Annotated in this window: 12 protein-coding genes; all 12 read left to right on the top strand. The window is 40.9% G+C overall.

The features are described from left to right. The first annotated feature begins 25 nt into the window (after window positions 1-25). The gene (folE, locus tag ACM44_RS06040) at window positions 26-691 is read left to right on the top strand and encodes a GTP cyclohydrolase I FolE (RefSeq protein ID WP_048499117.1); all 666 of its coding nucleotides are present in this window, start codon (window positions 26-28) and stop codon (window positions 689-691) included. 99 nt (window positions 692-790) lie between these two features. Then, window positions 791-2,257 (top strand): cysteine--tRNA ligase, encoded by a 1,467-nt coding sequence (gene cysS, locus ACM44_RS06035; protein WP_048499116.1) that lies wholly within the window; start codon window positions 791-793, stop codon window positions 2,255-2,257. Between the two features lie 174 nt (window positions 2,258-2,431). Continuing rightward, window positions 2,432-3,592, top strand: a complete 1,161-nt coding sequence (locus tag ACM44_RS06030) for a T9SS type A sorting domain-containing protein (RefSeq protein ID WP_048499115.1) — start codon at window positions 2,432-2,434, stop codon at window positions 3,590-3,592. Between the two features lie 218 nt (window positions 3,593-3,810). Continuing rightward, complete coding sequence (locus tag ACM44_RS06025; RefSeq protein ID WP_048499114.1) at window positions 3,811-6,468, top strand: 4-alpha-glucanotransferase; 2,658 nt, start codon at window positions 3,811-3,813, stop codon at window positions 6,466-6,468. 276 nt (window positions 6,469-6,744) lie between these two features. Beyond that, window positions 6,745-7,665 carry a hypothetical protein gene (locus tag ACM44_RS06020; protein ID WP_048499113.1) on the top strand — a complete coding sequence of 307 codons (921 nt, stop codon included), beginning with the start codon at window positions 6,745-6,747 and terminating at the stop codon, window positions 7,663-7,665. A 130-nt stretch (window positions 7,666-7,795) separates the two neighbouring features. Further along, a complete protein-coding gene (locus ACM44_RS06015; RefSeq protein WP_152669307.1) occupies window positions 7,796-8,302 on the top strand; it encodes a hypothetical protein in 507 nt (168 codons plus the stop codon). A gap of 110 nt (window positions 8,303-8,412) precedes the next feature. After that, window positions 8,413-9,393 (top strand): glycosyltransferase family protein, encoded by a 981-nt coding sequence (locus ACM44_RS06010; RefSeq protein ID WP_048499112.1) that lies wholly within the window; start codon window positions 8,413-8,415, stop codon window positions 9,391-9,393. 96 nt (window positions 9,394-9,489) lie between these two features. Beyond that, the gene (locus ACM44_RS06005) at window positions 9,490-9,900 is read left to right on the top strand and encodes a hypothetical protein (protein ID WP_048499111.1); all 411 of its coding nucleotides are present in this window, start codon (window positions 9,490-9,492) and stop codon (window positions 9,898-9,900) included. A 127-nt stretch (window positions 9,901-10,027) separates the two neighbouring features. Further along, window positions 10,028-11,914 carry a DUF3857 domain-containing protein gene (locus ACM44_RS06000; protein WP_048499110.1) on the top strand — a complete coding sequence of 629 codons (1,887 nt, stop codon included), beginning with the start codon at window positions 10,028-10,030 and terminating at the stop codon, window positions 11,912-11,914. Then, a complete protein-coding gene (locus ACM44_RS05995) occupies window positions 11,911-13,842 on the top strand; it encodes a DUF3857 domain-containing protein (RefSeq protein WP_048499109.1) in 1,932 nt (643 codons plus the stop codon). The genes ACM44_RS06000 and ACM44_RS05995 overlap by 4 nt, the downstream gene beginning before the upstream one ends. 503 nt (window positions 13,843-14,345) lie before the next feature. Continuing rightward, complete coding sequence (rpoB, locus tag ACM44_RS05985; RefSeq protein WP_048499188.1) at window positions 14,346-18,173, top strand: DNA-directed RNA polymerase subunit beta; 3,828 nt, start codon at window positions 14,346-14,348, stop codon at window positions 18,171-18,173. Window positions 18,174-18,370: 197 nt separating this feature from the next. Next, on the top strand, window positions 18,371-22,639 hold the full coding sequence (gene rpoC / locus ACM44_RS05980) for a DNA-directed RNA polymerase subunit beta' (protein WP_048499107.1): 4,269 nt from the start codon (window positions 18,371-18,373) through the stop codon (window positions 22,637-22,639). Window positions 22,640-22,737 lie beyond the last annotated feature (98 nt).

Below are 22,737 nucleotides of genomic sequence, written 5' to 3'. Positions count from 1 at the left end.
ATTTTGCCTTTTCATCATTAAAAATATGAATCCAGAATTCGAAAATGACGACGACCTCTTCACCGGAAAAGACCACACTCCTTTGCGGAAAGACGCTTTCGAGAAATCACCCGCAGAAAAAATCGAAATCATTCAGGAACATTTCCGCGCCATTATGGAGACTTTGGGAATGGACATGAGTGATGATTCGCTGAAGGATTCCCCAAAACGAGTGGCAAAAATGTACGTGAATGAAATTTTTGGCGGACTTTTACCAGAAAACAAACCTGGAATTTCCACCTTCTCAAACAAGTACAAATACCGGCAAATGCTCGTAGAAAAAGACATCACGGTATATTCATTTTGCGAACACCATTTCTTGCCAATCATCGGGAAAGCGCATGTAGCCTATATTTCGAATGGGGAAGTGATTGGGCTTTCAAAAATCAACAGGATTGTGGATTATTATGCAAAACGGCCGCAAGTTCAGGAAAGACTGACTATGCAGATTGTGGATGCGCTGAAAGAAGCTCTGGGAACTAAAGATGTTGCCTGTATCATTGATGCAAAACACCTTTGCGTGAATTGTCGCGGAATAAAAGATACGGCAAGTTCCACCATCACCGCGGAATTAAGTGGAATCTTCAGAACCAACCCGATTACAAGGCAGGAATTTCTGCATTATGTGGGAAGCCACGCAAAATTTGATTAATTCTTTTGTTCCAAGTTCCAAGTTTAAGGTTCCAAGTTCTTGGACGTGCTTAACTTGAAACTTGAAACCTGAAACTTGAAACCTGAAACAAACTAAGAGATGAACCTCAAAATATACAACTCCCTCTCCGGCGAAAAAGAGACCTTCAAGCCCATCCACGAAAATAATGTCGGGATGTATGTCTGCGGACCCACCGTTTACAGTAACGTGCATCTCGGAAATGTGCGTACTTTCATGTCTTTCGATTTTATTTATCGTACCTTGATTTTTCTTGGCTATAAAGTTCGGTATGTGCGAAACATTACGGATGCCGGACATTTAACCGATGATGGCGATGTGGACAACGACCGATTCGTAAAGCAATCCCGCCTGGAAAAACTTGAGCCCATGGAAATCGTGCAGAAATACACGGTAGATTTCCATAAGGTTTTGGATGCCTTCAATTTGCTTCCACCCACGATTGAGCCCACCGCAACCGGACATATTCTGGAGCAAATCGAACTGGCCCAAAAATTAATTAATACCGGATTTGCTTACGAAAGCAATGGTTCCGTTTATTTCGATGTGTTGGAATACAACAAACGCGGACTGAATTACGGCGAACTTTCCCGAAGAAATATTGAGGAACTTTTTGCCAACACTAGAGATTTGGACGGACAAAACGAAAAGAAAAATCCGCAGGATTTCGCTTTGTGGAAATCGGCTTCTCCGGCGCACATCATGCGGTGGAATTCTCCGTGGGGAGAAGGTTTCCCAGGATGGCATCTAGAATGTACCGCGATGTCAACGAAATATTTAGGTGAAAATTTCGACATCCACGGTGGTGGAATGGATTTGAAATTTCCGCACCACGAATGTGAAGTCGCACAGGGAAAAGCATGCAATGGAACCGCTCCGGTCAATTACTGGATGCATGCCAATATGCTGACCATGAATGGACAGCGAATGAGCAAATCCACCGGAAATTATATTTTACCGATGGAATTGGTTTCCGGGAAAAATGATTTCTTCGAAAAGCCTTTTCATCCTGCAATCGTGCGTTTCAACTTTATGCAGGCACATTACCGCAGCGTTTTGGATATTTCCAATGAAGCGATGGTGGCGAGTGAAAAAGGTTATCAACGATTGATGGAAGCCGTGAAGTTGCTTTCAGGTTTCCCGTTTCAGGTTTCAGCTTCTTCAAGTTTTGACCTAAAATCTTGGAAAGAGAAATGCTACGATGCTTTGACCGACGATTTCAATTCCCCGATTCTGATTTCCCATTTGTTCGAGGCTGTTAATTTCATCTTTAAGCTAAAGGATGGAAAAGAAACCATCACTTCCGAAGATTTGGAAGAACTGAAAAAACTGATGCACGGTTTCGTGTTTGAAGTGCTCGGCTTACAAAACATCGAGGAAAACAACAACGAAAAACTCGATCAGGCGTTACAGGTTTTAATCGAGCTCCGAAACCAAGCGAGAAAATCCAAAAACTTCGAACTTTCAGACCAAATCCGTGATCGGTTGCTTGCCGAAGGAATTGAGTTGAAAGATGGAAGGGATGGAACGACTTATAGTTTGAGTTAAAGGGAAAAATGCAATAAGACAGTGCCTCAATTGAAAGATTGAGGCATTTTTTGCATCATGTAATTACAGAAAAATTATGATTTTGCATTTTAAATTTAACAATTTAATCCCATACCACTTCAAAATAATTCCTAACTTAGTTCTCTCAAAATCACACTTTTAAAACTTCAAATTATGAAAAGAAAACTCTTCACTTTAACAATGTTGGCTTTTGCTGCAAGCATTTTCGCCCAACAGGATGTGTATGCACTTACCGGTAAAAACACTCAGGCGATTCAGTTTAGTGATTTCCGGGCAATTGATGTGAACCATGGTATTTCAGGACAAATCATTTTCAGTTCGGAATCTGCGCCCAATGTTTTTTCACAGGTTCAGAACAGAAATGTGACGGAAATCCAGAATACCTTCAATAATTCACAGGCAGTTTCCATGGCGTCACTCGCCTATGATCAGTTGAATGGAAAATTGATTTACATTCCTATGTTTTCTGGGAATATCTATGTTTTGGACCAAAAATCAAAAAATATCACGTTGGTGGAAAGTCAAGTCATTAAAACTACTGCTTGCGATTTGGCTTCCCATATCACCAGAATGACTACTGGCGCCGATGGAAATATCTATGCGATGAGCAATTCCGGTTCGCAGCTGATTCAGATTTCTAAAAAAGATGGAAAATATATTTCGGTTGATTTAGGATTGGTGGAGGATGATTCCGGTAACGGAGAGAATTCTTTGAAGGTGGTTACCAAGGGTTTTGGTGGCGACATGGTGGCGGATCAGGCGAACAATCTCTACGTTTTTTCGGCTTCCGGAAATGTCTTTAAACTTTCATTAAGGTCAATGACGGCCAAATTCATAGGCAAAATATCCGGGCTTCCTGAGAATTATTCCGTAAACGGAGCTGCCGTGAATGCCAGTGGAAATGTGGTGGTAGCAAGTGCAAAAGGAGAACCCATGTACGAAGTGGGAATTACAGATTTGCAGGCGAAACCCATCGCAGGAAACCTGAAGCTGCCCGTTTACGATTTGGCCAGTCCTTATTTAATCGGCGAAAGACTGACCTTGGTTTCCGCAACTGGTTCGGCTATTTATCCGACAAAAGTGACCGAAGACTATTTCAATGTGAGAATTGACGATAAGAAAATGAACGGAAACATTTCCGTGGAAGTCTATGATTTTTCAGGAGTGCAGATTTTGCAGAAAACACTGTCTAACATCCAGAAAAACAATCCGCAAAGAATTGATTTAAATAATTTGAAATCAGGAATTTATGTGGTTTCGGTTTTGGCTCAAAATGGAAAAGTAATCCTGAGTCAAAAGATTTCGGTGGAATAGATTTCAATAGAAAAATCACTACCCAAAATAGCCTTTTCAATTTCAGTTGAAGAGGCTTTTTTTCTGTTTTTAAGCGTGTTATGAAACTCTGTTTGTAATTGTCTGAAAATGAGATAATAGACCTTGTTTAATGCATTGGAAATGTGTTGGTTTTTTCAGAAATTGATGCTGTTTTTTTGTAACTTGCACCTTTAAAACATCATGTTTAAATTTTCGAGATGAAACTTTATTTTAACATCAACTTCAAAACCAAAATGGGCGAGAAATTGCAGGTTTTGGTGATGGAAGAAGGAACAGAGGATAAAATCCATTTCCTGAAATACACAGACAACGGAAACTGGAATGCGGAAGTAGATTATTTTTCAAAAACGATTTCCTATAAATACCAATTGACGGACGATGGCGGAAATATCCTGGACGAGGAGATTTCGCTGCATTATCTCAATTTTCCCCACAATTACAATGAATTCAGCATTTATGATTACTGGAATCTGAAAAATTTCCCGGAAAATTATTTGAATAATAAAATCCTTAAAAATATTTGGCAAAATTTCAAACCGGAAAAAGCTGCAGTGCTGAAGAAACATACTCATCTTTTCAGGCTGGAAGCACCGATCTATAAAACAAATTGGAGGGTGGTTCTTCTGGGAAATTGCGAAGCTTTGGAAAATTGGGAGTGGCTGAATTCAGTAGCGATGTCGCAAACGGATTTCGGAGTTTGGGAAGTTGCGGTGGAATTGCCGCAAAATCAGATCATACAGTATAAATACGGTTTGCTGAACACTGATACCGGAAAGGTTTTCGATTTGGAATACGGGAATAACCGTTTCGTTTTGGCTAATTCGGAAAAAAACATCCTTCAAATCAAGTCCGACCATTTCTTTAAATTCAAGTCTTACGAAATGTATCACGCAGCCGGAGTTGCGGTTCCTGTTTTCGCGTTGAGGAGTGAAAATGGTTTTGGCGTTGGTGAATTTTCGGATTTGAAAATCCTCGCAGATTGGGCGAAGAAAACCAATCTTTCACTCATTCAGATTTTGCCGATTAATGATACCACTGCAAATTTCACATGGACCGATTCCTATCCTTATGCAGCGATTTCAGTTTATGCGCTTCATCCTCAATACCTCTCCGTTGAAAATCTGGAATATTCATTACCGAAAAATTTAGTTGAAGAATTTAAAACCAAAAAGTCCGAACTGAATGCTTTGGATCTCATTGATTACGAGCTGATGATTTCAGGAAAATGGAAATATATAAAAGCTGTTTTTGAGGAATCGAAAGATGAAATCCTAAAAGATCGAAACTTTAAAAAATTCATCAAGGATCATGAAGGTTGGCTGCTTCCATACGCTGCTTTTTGCGTGCAAAGAGACAAATACAAAACACCGAATTTCAGTAATTGGAAAACGCACAAAAAATATATCGCCGGTAAAATAGCCGTTTTTTTCAGTCCGAAAAGCAAAGATTATGAGGAAGCGATGCTTCATTCCTGGGTTCAGTATCAGCTTCATCTCCAATTGAAAGATGCAGTGGATTACAGCCACAGTTTGGGAATTTCCCTGAAGGGAGATTTGCCGATAGGGATTTACAGATATTCCGTGGAAGCATGGACGGAACCTGAATTATTCGGCATGGATTTTCAGGCGGGAGCACCACCGGATCAGTTTACGGAATTGGGACAGAATTGGGAATTCCCGACCTATAATTGGGAAGCGATGAAAGAAAACGGCTACCAATGGTGGAAAAACCGATTCAAAGCACTGGAGCAGTATTTCGACGCGATGAGAATCGATCATATCTTAGGATTTTTCAGGATTTGGAGAATGCCGATGAGCGCTACTCAGGGAATCTTGGGATATTTTTATCCGGCAGTTCCGGTGAGAATGGAGGAGTTTCATGCCAGAAATATTCCCTTCAATTTCGAGAGGTATTGCAAACCGTTTATCAATGATGAGGTTCTTTGGGATTATTTCGGTGAGGAAAGGGAAGCAATTCATAATGAATTTATGTATAACCACTGTGATGGAACGTACACCTTGAAAGAAGAATTTGATACCCAAAGAAAACTTAAAGATTATTTCGAGGAAAATCCGCATCCATGGGCAGAAGAAAAACTGATTTCGCTCTGTGCGAATGTGCTGTTCCTGCAGGAGGATAAAGAAAATGGGGAAGCGGTGTATCACCCAAGGTTCAACATTGACAAGACCGATTCCTACAAATTTCTGAGCGATGCGGAAAAACAGGCCATTTATGATTTATACCTCGACTATTTTTTCAAAAGACAGGATGGATTGTGGTACCAAAGCGCCATGGAAAAACTTCCCGTCATTCTAAATTCAACCGATATGCTGATTTGTGGCGAGGATTTGGGTCTGGTTCCGAATTGTGTTCCCCAGGTGATGGAGCGGTTGGGAATTACCGCGTTGAAGGTTCAAAGAATGCCTTCTGATAATAGTCCGTGGTACAATCCTAAAAATTCCGGCTATATGAATGTGGTAACTGCAAGTTCGCATGATAGTTCCACGCTTCGTCAGTGGTGGCATGAAGACCGTACTTTGACCCAGAAATATTTCAACCAGCAATTGGGGCAGTACGGAACCGCACCTTGGAATCTGGAGCCAGAGTTGGCGGAAATGATCATGAAGCAGCACCTGTACAATGAGGCCATGCTCGCAGTTTTTCCGATCCAGGAATATTTTGCTACAGATTCGCATTTGGCCAATCCGGAAATGCAAAACGAGAGGATCAATGAACCGGCAGTTTTTCCACATTACTGGCGATACAGGATGCATTTGAATTTGGAAGATTTGGTGAAACAGGATGATTTCAACAGCAAGATTTCTTCCTGGATTGTGGAGTCCAACCGGATTTAGATATTTGTAAACAAAATTATTTTTAAAATTTATTCAAATATTTTGATGAAAATTGGTTGGAGTTAAAAATATTTTATCTTCTGATTATCAGTGTCATATATTATTTTTCAGGGAAGTTGAAACTTTGGTTTTAACTTCCTTTTTCTTTTTAAATCAAACAACTAAAAAATTCTCGTGAATTCTTTAATAAAAGGACTTCATGGGGGATTTGAGGGAAATTATTTGGCATGCTTTTCTAATATTGAAAGGTGAATATTTAAAAGAGACTTTAATACTATGAAAAAAATACTACTTGGACTTTCAGTGTTGTTTGCGACATTGATCTCTGCGCAGAATTATCCGGACTCCTATCCAAACAACAGCTGGGGAAACGGCAGCCAAAATTATGGCTATTACGGTGATGAAGAGGATCAATACTATTTCCCGGACGATTATTATTATCAGTACCCCTCAGATTATTATACCCCTTCTTACTATGAAGCCTATTATAATGACTATTTAAGAAGTATCAATGACGTCAATTGGAACAGGTTTTTCGCAACCTATCGATTGGCGCCGTGGCAAATCCGAGAAATCATCCACCTGAACCAAATGTTCCCGTCTTTTGCCGTTTGGGACCAGTATTACAGATACAATCCTGACCGATGGTACTATGACCGATTCTATGCTTTGGAAAGAATTTTAGGCCCTAGGATTTTCGTGGTATTTCAAAATATATATTATGGCGGTTACAGTCCGGTGGTTTATTACCAGAAATACAGGACGAGACATTATGCCAGAAATATTTATGTGGTTCCCAGATACCGGAATATCAACATCAATGTATATCGATTAGATCGGGACAGTTATCATGCAAGCAACCCGAGACAAAATTGGGGTTCGATCAACGGAATAAGAAATAGCAATTCCCCAAGAATTGGCAACACACCGAGCGCCGGAAACCAGAATGGAGGATTCAGAAATGATGCAGGAAACGGAGGTTTCAGGTCTAATGAAGGTTCGCAGCCAAGAATTGATACAGGGACCAGAAGCGGCGGTTTCAGAAATGATGTGGGAACAAAAGAAAGTTCCATCAGAAATGCCACGCCAGAAAGAAAAATAGAGAGCAGTTCTAATTTTAGGAGCAATGACGGCGCCGGATTCAGGACTCCACGAAATTCCGGTGGAAACTCCGGAATTCGATTGACATCGCGATAATTTTAGTTTTTTTAATGTTAGTAATGATGGAGGGCAGTTTCAGAAATGGGACTGCCCTTTCTCTGAGGCTAGAAATTATTTTGGCACAGAAATGGAAACTTGATCCAAACAACCAAAACAATTATTAGAAATGAAAAAATTATTGATGACACTCAGCCTTGGCGTTTTTATCTTTGGATATTCACAGTCAGATTATTACAATGATTATCAACGAAGTATCAATGCCGTAGATTGGACAGATGTGATCACTTCACTCGCTCTGTCGCAAACTCAGCAAAATCAATTATTGTCGCTGAACAGCCAATACCCGAATTACGATTCCTGGAACAGAGTTTATGGAAATAATCCTGTGAGATGGAGAACAGACCGATATTCCAAAATGGAAGAAATCATGGGGAAAGACAAGTATATGAAATTCAAAAATAAATACTACAAAGGTCAAAATCCAGTTGCGGTGTATAACAGAAACAAAAACAACTACAAAAAATACCAAAACAGCAAGTACAAAAAATACAAATCCCAAAATGACCAGGGCGAAAATTCCAATAAAATGAAAGAATATAAAAAAAGAAAAAATGACAAGGATGGAAGTTACCGGTGGATTAGAAAAAATAAGTCAAACAAAGACCGGGATTAACAAATCCAAATAAAAGGAGGAACAGAGATGTTCGTCCTTTTTTATTTTAAATTATCATTAACTTTTAATGAAATGTTTTGATGGCCGCATTTTAATTATAGTTTTGTGTGATGAAGATTTTGTATTCCATCCAGGGAACCGGCAACGGTCATGTGAGCCGCGCGCGAGAAATTATTCCGCACCTTAAGAATTATGGTGAACTGGATTTGCTTATAAGCGGAACTCAGGCTGAAGTTGGTTTGGAAGATGAGGTGAAGTTCAGGTTCCAAGGTTTTGGTTTTGTCTTTGGCAAAGATGGCGGCGTGGATTTCAAGGAAACCTGGCGAAGATTTGATTCTATTCAGTTTCTGAAGGATTTGAAAAAACTTCCGGTACATGATTATGATTTGATTATCAACGATTTCGAACCGGTTACCGCGTGGTCTTGTAAACTGAAAGGAAAAAAATCTGTGGCAATGAGTCACCAGTCGGCTTATCTTTCACCGAAAACCCCGCAGATCAAAGGTTTTCACTGGGGCAAGATCATCATGGATCATTATGCTCCCGTAAAAAAACATGTCGCGTTCCACTTTGAGAGATATGATGAGTTCATCCATACTCCGATCATCAGAAGTGAAATCAGAAACCTGAAGACCGGTAATCTGGGTCATTACACGGTTTATCTTCCCGCTTATTGCGATGAATTTATTTTAAGCAAAGTAAAAGATATTCCCAATTCTAAATGGGAGATTTTCTCAAAACATAGCGGCGAACATTATCAAAAGTTTAATGCAGAAATTTTCCCCATCAGTAATGAAAAGTTTCAAAAATCTTTAGCCGAATGTTCCGGATTGCTCACCGGAGGAGGGTTTGAAGGTCCTGCCGAAGCACTCTTCCTGAAAAAGAAAGTGCTCGCCGTCCCCATGAAAAATCAATATGAACAGCAATGTAACGCGTTGGGACTTGAAAATTTGGGTGTGCCCGTCATCTGGAAGGAAAATGAATTTGATGACAAATTGAAACATTGGGTGCAAAATGAGGATGTTATCAAGGTCAACTTTCCGGATGAGACCGCCGAAATAGTAAAAAAACTGGTGGAAAATTACGGTTAATTCATTTTTAACAAAAATTTATGAATAAACTGTTTAACCAATTATCATTCTAGCAATCAAAAAGCCAAATAACAATACTAACAAAATTATTACGAAATGAAAAAAATTGTTTTAACCGCGGCTTTCCTCACAGTAGGAGTATTCGCAATGGCACAGCAAAACGGTGGAATGATGCAGAAAGATCCTGCTCAAATGGAGCAAAAAAGAGCAGAAAATCTAAAAAAAATGCAAACTGACCTGAACCTCACTGATGCGCAGGTAAACCAGATCAAAGCCTTGCAGGACAAAAGAATGGCGGAAAGAAAAGAACAGGCTCCAGCTATGCAGGCAGAAAGAAAAGCAAGAATGGAAGCATGGAGAGCTAAAAGAGAGCAGCACATGGCGGAAATGAAACAAATTCTTACGCCGGAACAGTTCCAAAAGTGGGAGGCACAAAAAAAAGAACAAATGCAGAATAGAGGAATGAAGATGAAAGAAATGAAGATGAAAAAAATGCAAAATAACTGAACAAGTTCATAATTTTATTTTTAAGTGGGAGCGGGGATTAATTTCTCCGCTTTTTTTTATTTCACATTCCGAAATAATTGTATATTTGAGTCAACATCCAATTGAGTGGTAATCACCACTAAAACTTATGAATAAACTCTCCAGATTGTTACTGCTTTTGCTGCCTTTCGCCATTTTTTCACAAGATTTAAATGTTGCCAATATTCCTGAAAACCTCAAGGAAAACGCCAAGGCGGTAATTCGCGAGAATCGTGAAGATTATGTGTTGAAGTCTATCGATAACCTGACCATCAAAAGTTCCCGATCTACAACCATCATGAACGAGGGCGGTGACGATTTTGCCTACGTGGTCATCCATTACAATCCCACGACCAGAGTAAGCGACATCAAGGTGGAGATCCTGGATGCCCAGGGAAAAACCATTAAATCCTTTAGCAAAAGAGATTTCACGGATGTCAGCAACGGAAGCGATTCCCCGCTTTATGTGGACGATCGAGTGCTTTATTTAAAGCCGGTTTCCACGAAATATCCGTACACTGTGAAATACTCCTATGAAACCAATACTTCAAATACTGTATACATCAGCAGGTTTGCACCCTATAATTCCTTTGACATTGCATTGCAAAAAAGTGAGATGACTCTGACCAATAATTCGGGAATAAATGTCAGGACAAAGATCACCGAAACCCCTTTGGCAATCCTGAAAACTTCCCAGAATGGTAATACTTCAACTTATTCCTACGAAAATGTTCCGGCCCTTAAAGCAGAAGAACTTGCGCCCACCATTGATTATTTGGTTCCAAGGATTGAGTTTTCGCCCGAAAAGTTTACTTTGGAAGGGAAACAGGGGGATCTCAGCGATTGGAATTCCTTTGGGAAGTGGTATTACCACCAACTCATCAATCCCGTTTCAAAGATAACTCCTGAAATTTCGGCGGAAATTTCGGCACTGAATCTGCAGGGATCCACCGCGGATAAAGTAAAGACCATTTACCGGTACATGCAAGACAAAACACGCTACGTGCTGATTTCCATGGGAATTGGCGGTTGGCAGCCGATGCCGGCTTCGGAGGTGAGCAAAAAAGGTTATGGAGACTGTAAGGCTTTGACAAACTACATGCGCACCCTGCTCAACGCTGCGGGAATTCCTTCTTATTACGCCGTGATTTACAGCGATGATTCTGTGAGGAGTTTTGACCGTGATTTCCCAAAGCTTTCCGGGAACCATGTGGTTTTGATGGTTCCGACCGAAGAGGGAGAGATCTGGCTAGAAAACACTTCGCAAAAAGTAGCATTTAATCACCTGACTTATTCCTCTTACAATAGAAATGTGCTCGGTGTGAATGAAAATGGAATCAAAATCATAGATACGCCGGTTTACCGTCCGGAACAAAGCAAAGAAAAACTCACCGCAAAAATTATTTTGAAAGAAGATGGAGGTTTTAATTCTCAAGCCAACATGGAATTTACCGGTGGTCAATATGATCAAAACTTAAGGTTGTTCAGCCTTAAAAATGATGAGGTGCAGGAAGTTATGAAAAATCGACATTATCACCTCAAATTTTCAAGCCTCAAAATCGAAAACCTGAAAAACGATAAAGATTATGGGGCCATCACCTATGACCTGAACATGGAGGTGAACGGATTTTCGAAAAAGATAGGAAACGACTTGTTTTTCCAGGCAGTACCTTTTTATGAGGCAACCATGTTTTCTGCCACTGAAGAGCGAAAGCTGCCGCTGGAAATCTCATTTCCGTTCCAGGATGATTACGCCATTGAATTTGAGATTCCTGCAGGCTATAAACTGACGGAAATACCTAAATCCTCAGAATTGAGCTCAGAATTTGGTTCTTACTCCATCCATTTTGATTTAAAAGACAACAAATTGATGGTGCGCCGGATTTTAACGATAAAAAAAGGAAATTATCCCAAAGAAAAATATAAAGAATACGTCGCTTTCCGAAAAAAAACCGCCGGAAATGACAATGCTAAAGTCTTAATAACAAAGCTATGATCAAGAAATTTATCCTCATTATTCCAATTCTTTTGAATGGAATCCTTTTGTCCCAGCACAAATTCCTGAATATCCCTAAACTTTCCGATGAAGATTTAAAAAGTGAAAAATCTGAGAAATATCCAGATGCTCCTGCGGAAGTGCTGTATCGCTCCATCCACTTTTTGATAGATTATAATGGCTTTTTGACAAAAAATGTGGTGGACCGGGTGAAAATCTATAACAAGAACAACGCCTCCGAATATCTGGACCAGAAAATAACGCTTTATGACGACGGGAAAGGACTTTATGAGACTTTGAGCAACCTAAAGGCAAACACCTACAATTTCGAGAACGGCAAAAAGGTGACGACCAAAGTGGAACGGAATGAAAAATACAATTCTACCGAGGATAAAAATTACAAGGTCACCAAATTTGCATTTTCGGGCGTGAAAGACGGTTCGGTGGTGGAATGTAGTTATTCGGTTTATACTCCTTTTATGGGCTCCACACCGCGGGTTTTAATTGAGGACAAAATCCCAGTTCGCTATGTGGAATTTGTGCTTGATACCCCGAAACCTTTCGGCTACACCATCAATTACAAAGGCGATGTATCTCCTCAGCACAGACTGGTGGAGGAAGCCAACATGTATGGAAGTCCCTACTTTACTTATAGGTTTGGTTATGATGATATTCCCGCATTTAAGGATGAAAAATATGTTCAAAACAACGATAATTATAAAACCGGAGTGAAGGCGGAAATCAATTCGGTAATGAATAACGGGGTATTGAAATCTTTGGCCATAAGCTGGAAAGATATTAGAAAACGGCTCTATGATCATGACGATTTTGGTGGGCAATTGAGTAAGGATCATCTGGTAAAAGGTCTTTTGCCTGCAGCCATCAATGATTTACCGTCGAATTTGGAGAAAGCTAGGCAAGTTCTGAGATATGTGCAGCAAAACTATACCTGGAACAAGGAAGATAATGTGGTGACCGATAAAGGCATTCGTAATCTGATCAGCACCAAAGTGGGAAATTCTGCAGAAATAAATCTTCTGTTGACCATGCTTTTAAGAAGTGTGGGGGTAAAAGCAGAGCCGGTAGTGCTTTCCACCATCAAAAGGGGAGTATTGCTTGCCTACAATCCGTCTGTTAATCAGTTGAACTATGTGCTGAGCAGTTTTGAGGATAATGGCCAATTGTACCTTTTAGACGGAACCTTAAAACAGTCGGAAATCAATCTGATTTCGCCGAAAGCACTGAATTATCATGGAATCATCATGACCAAAGATGAAGCGAAACAGATCAATATTCTTTATCCGGACGTAAGTCAGAATACATACGCGGTAGATGCGAAAATGAATCCAGATGGTACTTTCGAGGGACGTTTCATAGACCGAGACAACAAATTGTTCGCTTTGGTTGCCAATGAAAAGTACCTGGAAGACAAAGAAAAATTCTCCAAAACCTATAGGGATGCCTATAAATTCCCGTATTCTAATATCACACATCAACTTCAGGAGAATGGGGATTTCGAAACAAGTTTTGATTTTTCGGCTGACACTTTTGCTGATGTTATTGGGAACAAGATCGTCTTTAATCCATTGCTCTTCCTTTACACCCAAAATCACGATTTTAACCAGACCGAACCTAGAAGGGCGCCTTTGGAATTTTATTCTGCTTTCGACCGGGTGAAAAAGGTGACCATCACTTTGCCGGAAAATTATGTTTTCGAAAATGTTCCAAAATCCAAAAAATTCAGAACCGAAGACAGCGCCTTGCAGTACAGTTATCTGGTGACGCAGGAAGGAAATAAACTGACCATAGAAACCACCGTGAAAGTGGATGATCCGGTTTTCCCTAAAGAATACTATCCTGCTTTTACCCAGATATTTGACAATATCACCAAACAGGAGGCACAGGTAGTGACCGCGGTGAAAAATTAAAATTTTAAAGACTGTTCCTTTCTTTTTTCCGGAAGGGAACTTTTTTTAGCTGCCAAAAGTTCAAACACGCGATAAATAATTAACAAAACTTTAAGCATTCCAGCAATTTACACATTTGGACATCATTCAAAATTATCGTACATTTGCAGTCCTTTTGGCGCTAAAAATTGTTCTTAAATCAGTAAAATATTGAAAATCAACTCTTTCATGAGAATGAAGGAGGTTTCGTGTTTTCTACTGTTTTCTGCGGTTTTGATGCCAAATGGAAAATCAAAAAATATTTTGCACTACTCCGTGAAAAGATATACCGGCGTTGCAGTTAGAGAAGATTTTGAGAAAAAGAAACAAGGAATTAAGACAAAAACTCTCAGTTTTCAAAACGTAAGCGCCAACTTAGGTAAGTCTATCCTCTTTTCTCTTTCCTCTATTCTACTCTGATATTTTTGCCCATGTCCGCCGAAGGCGGGAAAATATTTTTTAACCCTCATTCTTTACAAATTTTTATGAGTAAATCTAAAGCAGTCGCAAAAACTCAGCCGAGTGAAAGAATCAATTTTTCCGCAGTGAAAGGGAAAATTGAAACTCCTGACTTTTTGGACATTCAGATCCAGTCATTCAAAGAGTTTTTCCAGTTGGACACCCTTCCGGAAAATAGAGTCAATGAAACACTCTACAAAACCTTTGAAGAAAATTTCCCAATCACCGACTCCAGAAACCAATTCGTTTTGGAATTCCTGGATTACCTGGTTGATTCACCGCGCTACTCGATCGACGAGTGTGTGGAAAGAGGACTGACCTATTCAGTTCCCTTGAAAGCCAGACTTAAACTGTATTGTACCGATCCGGAACACGAAGATTTTCAGACCGTGGTGCAGGATGTTTATTTAGGTCCGGTTCCTTACATGACTCCTTCCGGATCATTCATTATCAATGGTGCGGAACGTGTAATTGTTACCCAGCTTCACCGTTCTCCGGGTGTGTTCTTTGGTCAGACTTATCACGCCAATGGAACCAAACTGTATTATTCCAGAATTATCCCTTTCAAAGGATCTTGGATGGAATTTACTACCGACATCAACAACGTGATGTATGCTTACATCGACCGTAAGAAAAAATTACCGTTGACCACTTTGCTTAGAGCAATCGGATACGAATCCGATAAAGATATCCTTCAAATTTTCGACCTTGCTGAAGAAGTGAAAGTTTCTAAAGCAGCATTGAAAAAAGTGGAAGGAAGAACTTTGGCCGCGAGAGTTTTGAACACCTGGTTCGAAGATTTCGTGGACGAAGATACCGGTGAGGTAGTTTCCATCGAAAGAAACGAAATCATCTTGGATAGGGAAACCGTTCTTGAAAAAGAGCACCTGGATTTGATCTTGGAAGCGGGTGTGAAATCCATCCTGATCCACAAAGAAAATTCAAACGAGTTCTCCATCATCCAAAATACTTTGCAAAAAGACCCTACCAACTCTGAAAAAGAAGCGGTAGAATATATTTACCGTCAGCTGAGAAACGCTGATCCGCCAGATGAGGAAACTGCAAGAGGAATCATCGAGAAATTATTCTTCTCCGAGCAGCGATATTCATTAGGTGAAGTAGGCCGTTACAGACTGAACAAAAAATTAGGATTAAATATTCCTGAAAAAACGGAAGTTTTAACTAAAGAAGATATCATCTCCATCGTTCGCCACTTAATCGAATTGGTGAATTCCAAAGCGGAAGTGGATGATATTGACCACTTGTCCAACAGAAGAATCAAAACTGTTGGTGAGCAATTGGCGGGTCAGTTCGGTGTTGGTCTTTCTAGAATTGCCAGAACAATCCGTGAAAGAATGAACGTTAGAGATAACGAAATCTTTACGCCTATCGATTTGGTTAATGCCAAAACTTTGACCTCTGTGATCAATTCGTTCTTCGGAACCAACCAGTTGTCCCAGTTCATGGACCAAACCAACCCACTTTCGGAAATCACTCACAAGAGAAGACTTTCCGCATTAGGACCTGGTGGACTTTCCAGAGAGAGAGCAGGTTTCGAGGTTCGTGACGTTCACCATACGCACTACGGAAGAATTTGCCCAATTGAAACTCCGGAAGGACCAAACATCGGTTTGATTTCTTCACTAGGTATCTATGCGAAAATCAACAACTTAGGATTTATTGAAACTCCATACCGAAAAGTAAAAGACGGAAAAGTTGACTTGAAGAGTGCGCCGATTTTCCTTAATGCAGAAGATGAAGAGAATAAAGTAATCGCACAGGCCAACGTGGAAATGGAAGATGACGGAACCATCTCTACAGATAGGGTTATTGCCCGACTTGATGGAGATTATCCGGTGGTGGAACCTTCAGAAGTGAACTTGATCGATGTGGCGCCAAACCAGATTTCCGGTATTTCCGCTTCATTGATTACTTTCTTGGAACATGATGATGCGAACCGTGCATTGATGGGATCCAACATGATGCGTCAAGCAGTTCCGCTATTGAAGCCGCAAGCTCCGATTGTGGGAACAGGTCTTGAAAAACAGGTCGCAAAAGATTCCAGAATATTGATCAATGCTGAAGGAAATGGAGTGGTGGAATATGTGGATGCAGATACGATCACCATTAAATATGAAAGAAGTGAAGACGAAGATTTGGTTTCGTTCGAATCCGCTACGAAATCCTATAAGTTGACCAAATTCAGAAAAACCAACCAATCCACTACGATTACTTTGAGACCGAACGTAAGAGTTGGTGACAAGGTGACCAAAGGACAGGTTCTTTGTGATGGATATGCAACCGAAAACGGAGAATTGGCATTGGGTAGAAACTGCGTGGTAGCGTTCATGCCTTGGAAAGGTTACAACTTCGAGGATGCAATCGTGATCAACGAAAAAGTAGTTCGTGAGGACTGGTTTACTTCAATCCACGTGGATGAATATTCTCTGGAAGTTCGTGATACCAAATTGGGTATGGAAGAATTGACCTCAGATATTCCAAACGTTTCTGAGGAAGCAACCAAAGATCTGGACGAAAACGGAATGATCAGAATTGGTGCGGAAGTGAAACCTGGCGACATCATGATTGGTAAAATCACGCCAAAAGGGGAATCCGATCCAACTCCTGAAGAAAAACTATTGAGAGCGATTTTCGGTGACAAAGCCGGTGATGTGAAAGATGCTTCCCTGAAAGCCGATTCATCATTGCGAGGTGTTGTGATCAACAAAAAATTGTTCTCCAGAAATATCAAAGACAAAAAGAAAAGAACCGAGGAAAAACTGAAGCTTGAAGAAATCGAAAATACCTACAAAGCAAAATTCGATGACTTAAGAAACACCCTCCTCGAAAAACTCGGAACTCTGGTAAACGGTAAAACTTCTCAAGGAGTAAATAACGACCTTAATGAAGAAATCATCGGAAAAGGAGTGAAGTTCACCACCAAATTGCTTCAGAGTGTTGAAGATTACGTCAACGTAAGTGGAGCAGATTGGACCGTTGATGCAGATAAAAACGAGTTGATCAAGCAATTGATCCACAACTACAAGATCAAGTACAATGACATCATGGGAGTGAAAAACCGTGAGAAATTTGCAATTTCAATCGGGGACGAACTTCCTGCAGGAATCATTAAATTGGCCAAAGTATATATCGCTAAGAAACGTAAGTTGAATGTTGGTGATAAAATGGCGGGTCGTCACGGAAACAAGGGTATCGTATCCAGAATCGTTCGTGAGGAAGACATGCCATTCTTGGAAGACGGGACTCCGGTTGACATCGTGTTGAACCCACTTGGTGTACCTTCACGTATGAACATCGGCCAGATTTACGAAACCGTTCTTGGCTGGGCCGGTCAGAAATTAGGATTGAAATTCGCAACTCCGATTTTCGATGGTGCTGAATTGGAAGAAATCAACGAGTACACTGACAAAGCAGGACTTCCAAGATACGGAAGCACTTATCTTTATGATGGTGGAACCGGTGAAAGATTCTCACAGCCGGCGACAGTGGGTGTAATCTACATGTTGAAATTAGGCCACATGGTAGATGACAAAATGCACGCACGTTCCATCGGACCTTACTCATTGATTACGCAGCAACCACTCGGTGGTAAAGCGCAATTCGGTGGGCAGCGTTTCGGGGAGATGGAAGTTTGGGCGCTTGAAGCGTTCGGAGCATCAAATATTTTACGCGAAATCTTGACCGTGAAATCTGATGACGTGATTGGTAGAGCAAAAACTTACGAAGCCATCGCAAAAGGAGAGGCTATGCCGGAACCTGGTATTCCAGAATCCTTCAACGTTCTTCTGCACGAACTTCAAGGTTTAGGTTTAGATGTAAGATTAGAAGAATAATTTTAAATTTTAATTCAAAAACAAAATTTGAAATTATCAATACAGGCGGGATTTCCTGCATGGAATGTAGTCGAAATGAGCCCGTCCTAAAAATTGACAATTACAAATGGCTTTGGCCAAAACCTAATTTAAACGGTTTTAGTTTAAAGATTTAAAAACCTGAAACTTTAATCCTGAAACCTTAAACAAAAAAAAGTATGTCAAATAAGAATAAAACAAGTAATTTCAGTAAAATTACGATCGGTCTTGCTTCTCCCGAATCGATTCTTCAGGAATCAAGAGGTGAAGTTCTAAAGCCCGAAACCATCAACTACAGAACGCACAAACCAGAACGTGACGGACTTTTCTGCGAGAAAATATTCGGTCCCGTGAAGGATTACGAATGTGCATGTGGAAAATACAAAAGAATCCGTTACAAGGGAATCGTTTGTGACAGATGCGGGGTGGAAGTTACCGAAAAGAAAGTGCGTAGAGAAAGAATCGGGCACATCAACTTGGTGGTTCCTGTAGCACACATCTGGTATTTCCGTTCATTGCCAAACAAAATTGGTTACCTTCTTGGATTGCCTTCCAAAAAGTTGGATATGATTATCTATTACGAAAGATATGTCGTAATTCAACCCGGAATCGCGAAAAAGGCGGATGGTTCCGATTTCGAGGACATGGAATTTTTAACCGAAGAAGAATATCTGGATATCCTGGATACGCTTCCTGTTGAAAACCAATATCTTGATGATTCCGATCCCAACAAGTTCGTTGCCAAAATGGGTGCCGAAGCTGTGGAGGAATTATTGAGAAGAATCGATTTGGACGCATTGTCATTCGACCTTCGTCACAAAGCGCACAACGAATCTTCAAAACAAAGAAGAACCGAAGCGTTGAAGAGACTGAACGTGGTAGAAGCACTTCGTGGAGCCAACACCAGAATGATCAACCGTCCGGAATGGATGATCATGAGAGTTCTTCCGGTAATTCCACCAGAATTAAGACCACTCGTTCCATTGGATGGTGGCCGTTTCGCAACTTCGGATTTGAACGACCTTTACAGAAGGGTTATCATTAGAAACAACCGTTTGAAGAGACTTTTGGAAATCAAAGCTCCGGAAGTAATCCTGAGAAACGAAAAGAGAATGTTGCAGGAATCTGTGGATTCACTATTCGACAACACCAGAAAATCTTCCGCGGTAAAATCTGAATCCAACCGACCATTGAAATCGCTTTCAGATTCACTGAAAGGAAAACAAGGGCGTTTCCGTCAGAACTTATTAGGAAAAAGGGTGGATTATTCCGCACGTTCGGTAATCGTCGTGGGTCCAAACCTTCAGCTTCACGAATGTGGTATTCCTAAAGATATGGCGGCGGAATTGTACAAACCGTTTATCATCAGAAAACTCATCGAGAGAGGAATCGTTAAAACCGTAAAATCTGCAAAACGAATTATCGACAGAAAAGAACCTGTTGTTTATGATATTTTGGAGAACGTGATGAAAGGTCACCCGGTACTTTTGAACAGGGCACCTACGCTTCACAGACTCGGTATTCAGGCGTTCCAGCCAAAAATGATCGAAGGTAAGGCAATCCAACTTCACCCATTGGTAACCACGGCGTTCAACGCTGACTTTGATGGTGACCAAATGGCGGTCCACTTACCTTTAGGACCGGAAGCGATTTTGGAAGCACAACTCCTGATGCTCGGTTCACAAAACATCTTGAACCCTGCAAACGGTTCTCCAATTACCGTTCCTTCTCAGGACATGGTTCTTGGACTTTACTTCATGACCAAACAACTGGATTCTACAGAAACCAAAAAAGTTGTTGGTGAAGGTCTTGCTTTCTACTCTCCAGAAGAAGCGGAAATCGCGTATGCTGAAGGTAAAGCATCTTTAAATGCAAAAGTAAGATGTAAACTTCCGGTAAAAAATGAAGAAGGGGTCATTGAAACCAAACTGATTGAGACTACCGTGGGTAGAATTTTATTCAACCAAATTGTACCTAAAGAGGTTGGTTTCATCAATGAACTTTTGACTAAAAAATCATTGAGAAATGTCATCGGTAGAATCTTGGCAGATACGGATTTCCCAACTACCGTGAAATTCTTGGATGATATGAAGAACCTTGGTTATGCGAACGCTTTCAAAGGAGGTCTGTCCTTCTCATTAGGAGACATCGTGATTCCTGACGAGAAAAAGAAAATGATCGCTGCTGCGGTAGAAACTGTAGATGAAATCAAGGCAAACTATAACATGGGTCTGATTACAGACACCGAAAGATACAACCAGGTCATCGACGTTTGGACCAATACCAATGCAGGTTTGACCGAAATGATCATGAGCAGGATGAAAACCGACCAAGGTGGATTCAACTCTGTTTACATGATGCTGGATTCCGGTGCGAGGGGTTCCAAAGAACAGATCCGCCAGTTATCCGGGATGAGAGGTTTGATGGCAAAACCGCAAAAAGCAGGTTCTACCGGTGCGGAAATTATTGAAAACCCGATCGTGGCGAACTTTAAGGAAGGTCTTTCCATCTTGGAATACTTTATCTCCACTCACGGTGCCCGTAAAGGTCTTGCAGATACCGCTTTGAAAACGGCGGATGCAGGTTACTTGACCAGAAGATTGGTTGACGTGGCTCAAGACGTCATCATCACTGAAGATGATTGTGGTACTTTGAGAGGAACCGAAATCACTCCTTTGAAGAAAAATGACGAAATCGTTGAGAAAATCTCCGAAAGAATTTTGGGTAGGGTTTCTCTTCACAATATCTTCCACCCAGAAACTGATGAAATCATTCTGGAAGCTGATACCATCATTAATGAGGCGTTTGCAAAACAGATTGAAGACGCAGGAATCGAGGTGGTTGAAGTTCGTTCGCCATTGACTTGTGAGGCCAAGAAAGGAATCTGTGCAAAATGTTACGGTAGAAACTTGGCAACCGGAAAACCAATCCACATGGGAGAGGCAGTAGGAGTAATCGCTGCACAATCCATCGGTGAACCGGGAACTCAGTTGACCTTGAGAACCTTCCACCAAGGAGGTACCGCAGGAAACATCTCAGAAAATCCTTCCATCGTTGCCAGAAGAGACGGTATCGTGGAAATGGATGAGGTAAGAACTGTAACCTCGGAAATCGAAGAAGGCAAAAAAGCTGAAATCGTGGTTTCCCGTTCTACTGAATTCCGTTTGGTTGCTGACAATGCAGCCAGAACTCCATTGATGGTGACCAACTTGCCATATGGTTCAGAACTTTTCGTGAAATCTGGTGACAAAGTAACCAAAGGTCAAACGATCGCAAAATGGGATCCGTACAATGCGGTAATCATTGCGGAAACTTCCGGTAAGGTAGAATACGAGGACATTATCCAGGGAACTTCTTACCAGTTGGAAATCGATGAACAAACCGGTTTCGAGGAAAAAGTAATTTCCGAATCCAGAAATAAGAAAGCCGTTCCTACTTTGAAGGTGGTTGACTCCAAAGGGATTGAGCAAAAAGCTTACAACCTTCCTGTTGGTGCCCACTTGATGGTTAATGACGGTGAGAAAATTAAATCCGGTAAAATCTTGATCAAGATCCCGAGAAAATCTGCAAAAGCAGGGGATATCACGGGTGGTCTTCCAAGAGTTACCGAATTGTTCGAAGCAAGAAATCCATCGAACCCGGCTGTAGTAACCGAAATCGACGGGGTAGTTTCTTACGGGAAAATCAAGAGAGGTAACCGCGAATTGATCGTGGAAGCAAAAACCGGGGAAATCTCCAAATATTTGGTGAAACTTTCCAACCAGATTTTGGTTCAGGAAAACGACTTCGTGAGAGCTGGTTCGCCACTTTCCGATGGTTCCATCACTCCGGACGATATCCTTAAGATCAAAGGTCCAACCGCAGTTCAGGAATATTTGGTGAATGAAATCCAAGAAGTGTACCGACTTCAAGGGGTGAAAATCGACGACAAACACTTCGAAATCATCGTTCGTCAAATGATGACCAAAGTAGAGATCGTGGACGGTGGAGACACCCAATTCCTAGAAGGTGCTTTGGAGCACAAATACGATTTCTTGGAAGAAAACAACAGGGTTTTCGGACTGAAAGTGGTAACCGATGCAGGTGATTCCAAAGAATTCAAACCGGGTCAGATGATCACCGCAAGAGAACTCAGAGATGAAAACTCCAAGCTGAAACGTGAAGATTTAGCATTAGTAGAAGTTCGCGAAGCACTTCCGGCAACGGCAACTCCTGTGCTTCAGGGTATTACGAGAGCCGCTTTGCAAACCAAATCCTTCATGTCTGCAGCATCCTTCCAGGAAACTACTAAAGTGCTGAACGAGGCGGCAGTTTCCGGAAAAGTTGATTATCTTGGCGGTCTGAAAGAAAACGTGATCGTGGGACACAGAATTCCTGCAGGAACGGGTCTTAAAGACTACCAAAGTATTATCGTGGGTTCTAAAAAAGAATTCGAAGACATCAACTAAAAATTCAGTTCCGAGTTTTGGGTTTCAAGTTTCAGGTTTCACCGCCCACAACTTGAAACCTGGAACTTGAAACAAATAATATTAAATAACATCAAAAA

The organism is Chryseobacterium koreense CCUG 49689 (assembly GCF_001045435.1).
GTDB lineage: Bacteria > Bacteroidota > Bacteroidia > Flavobacteriales > Weeksellaceae > Kaistella > Kaistella koreensis.
The sequence above is the reverse complement of the archived record's forward strand: the minus strand, read 5'-3'. Positions and strand labels throughout refer to the sequence as shown.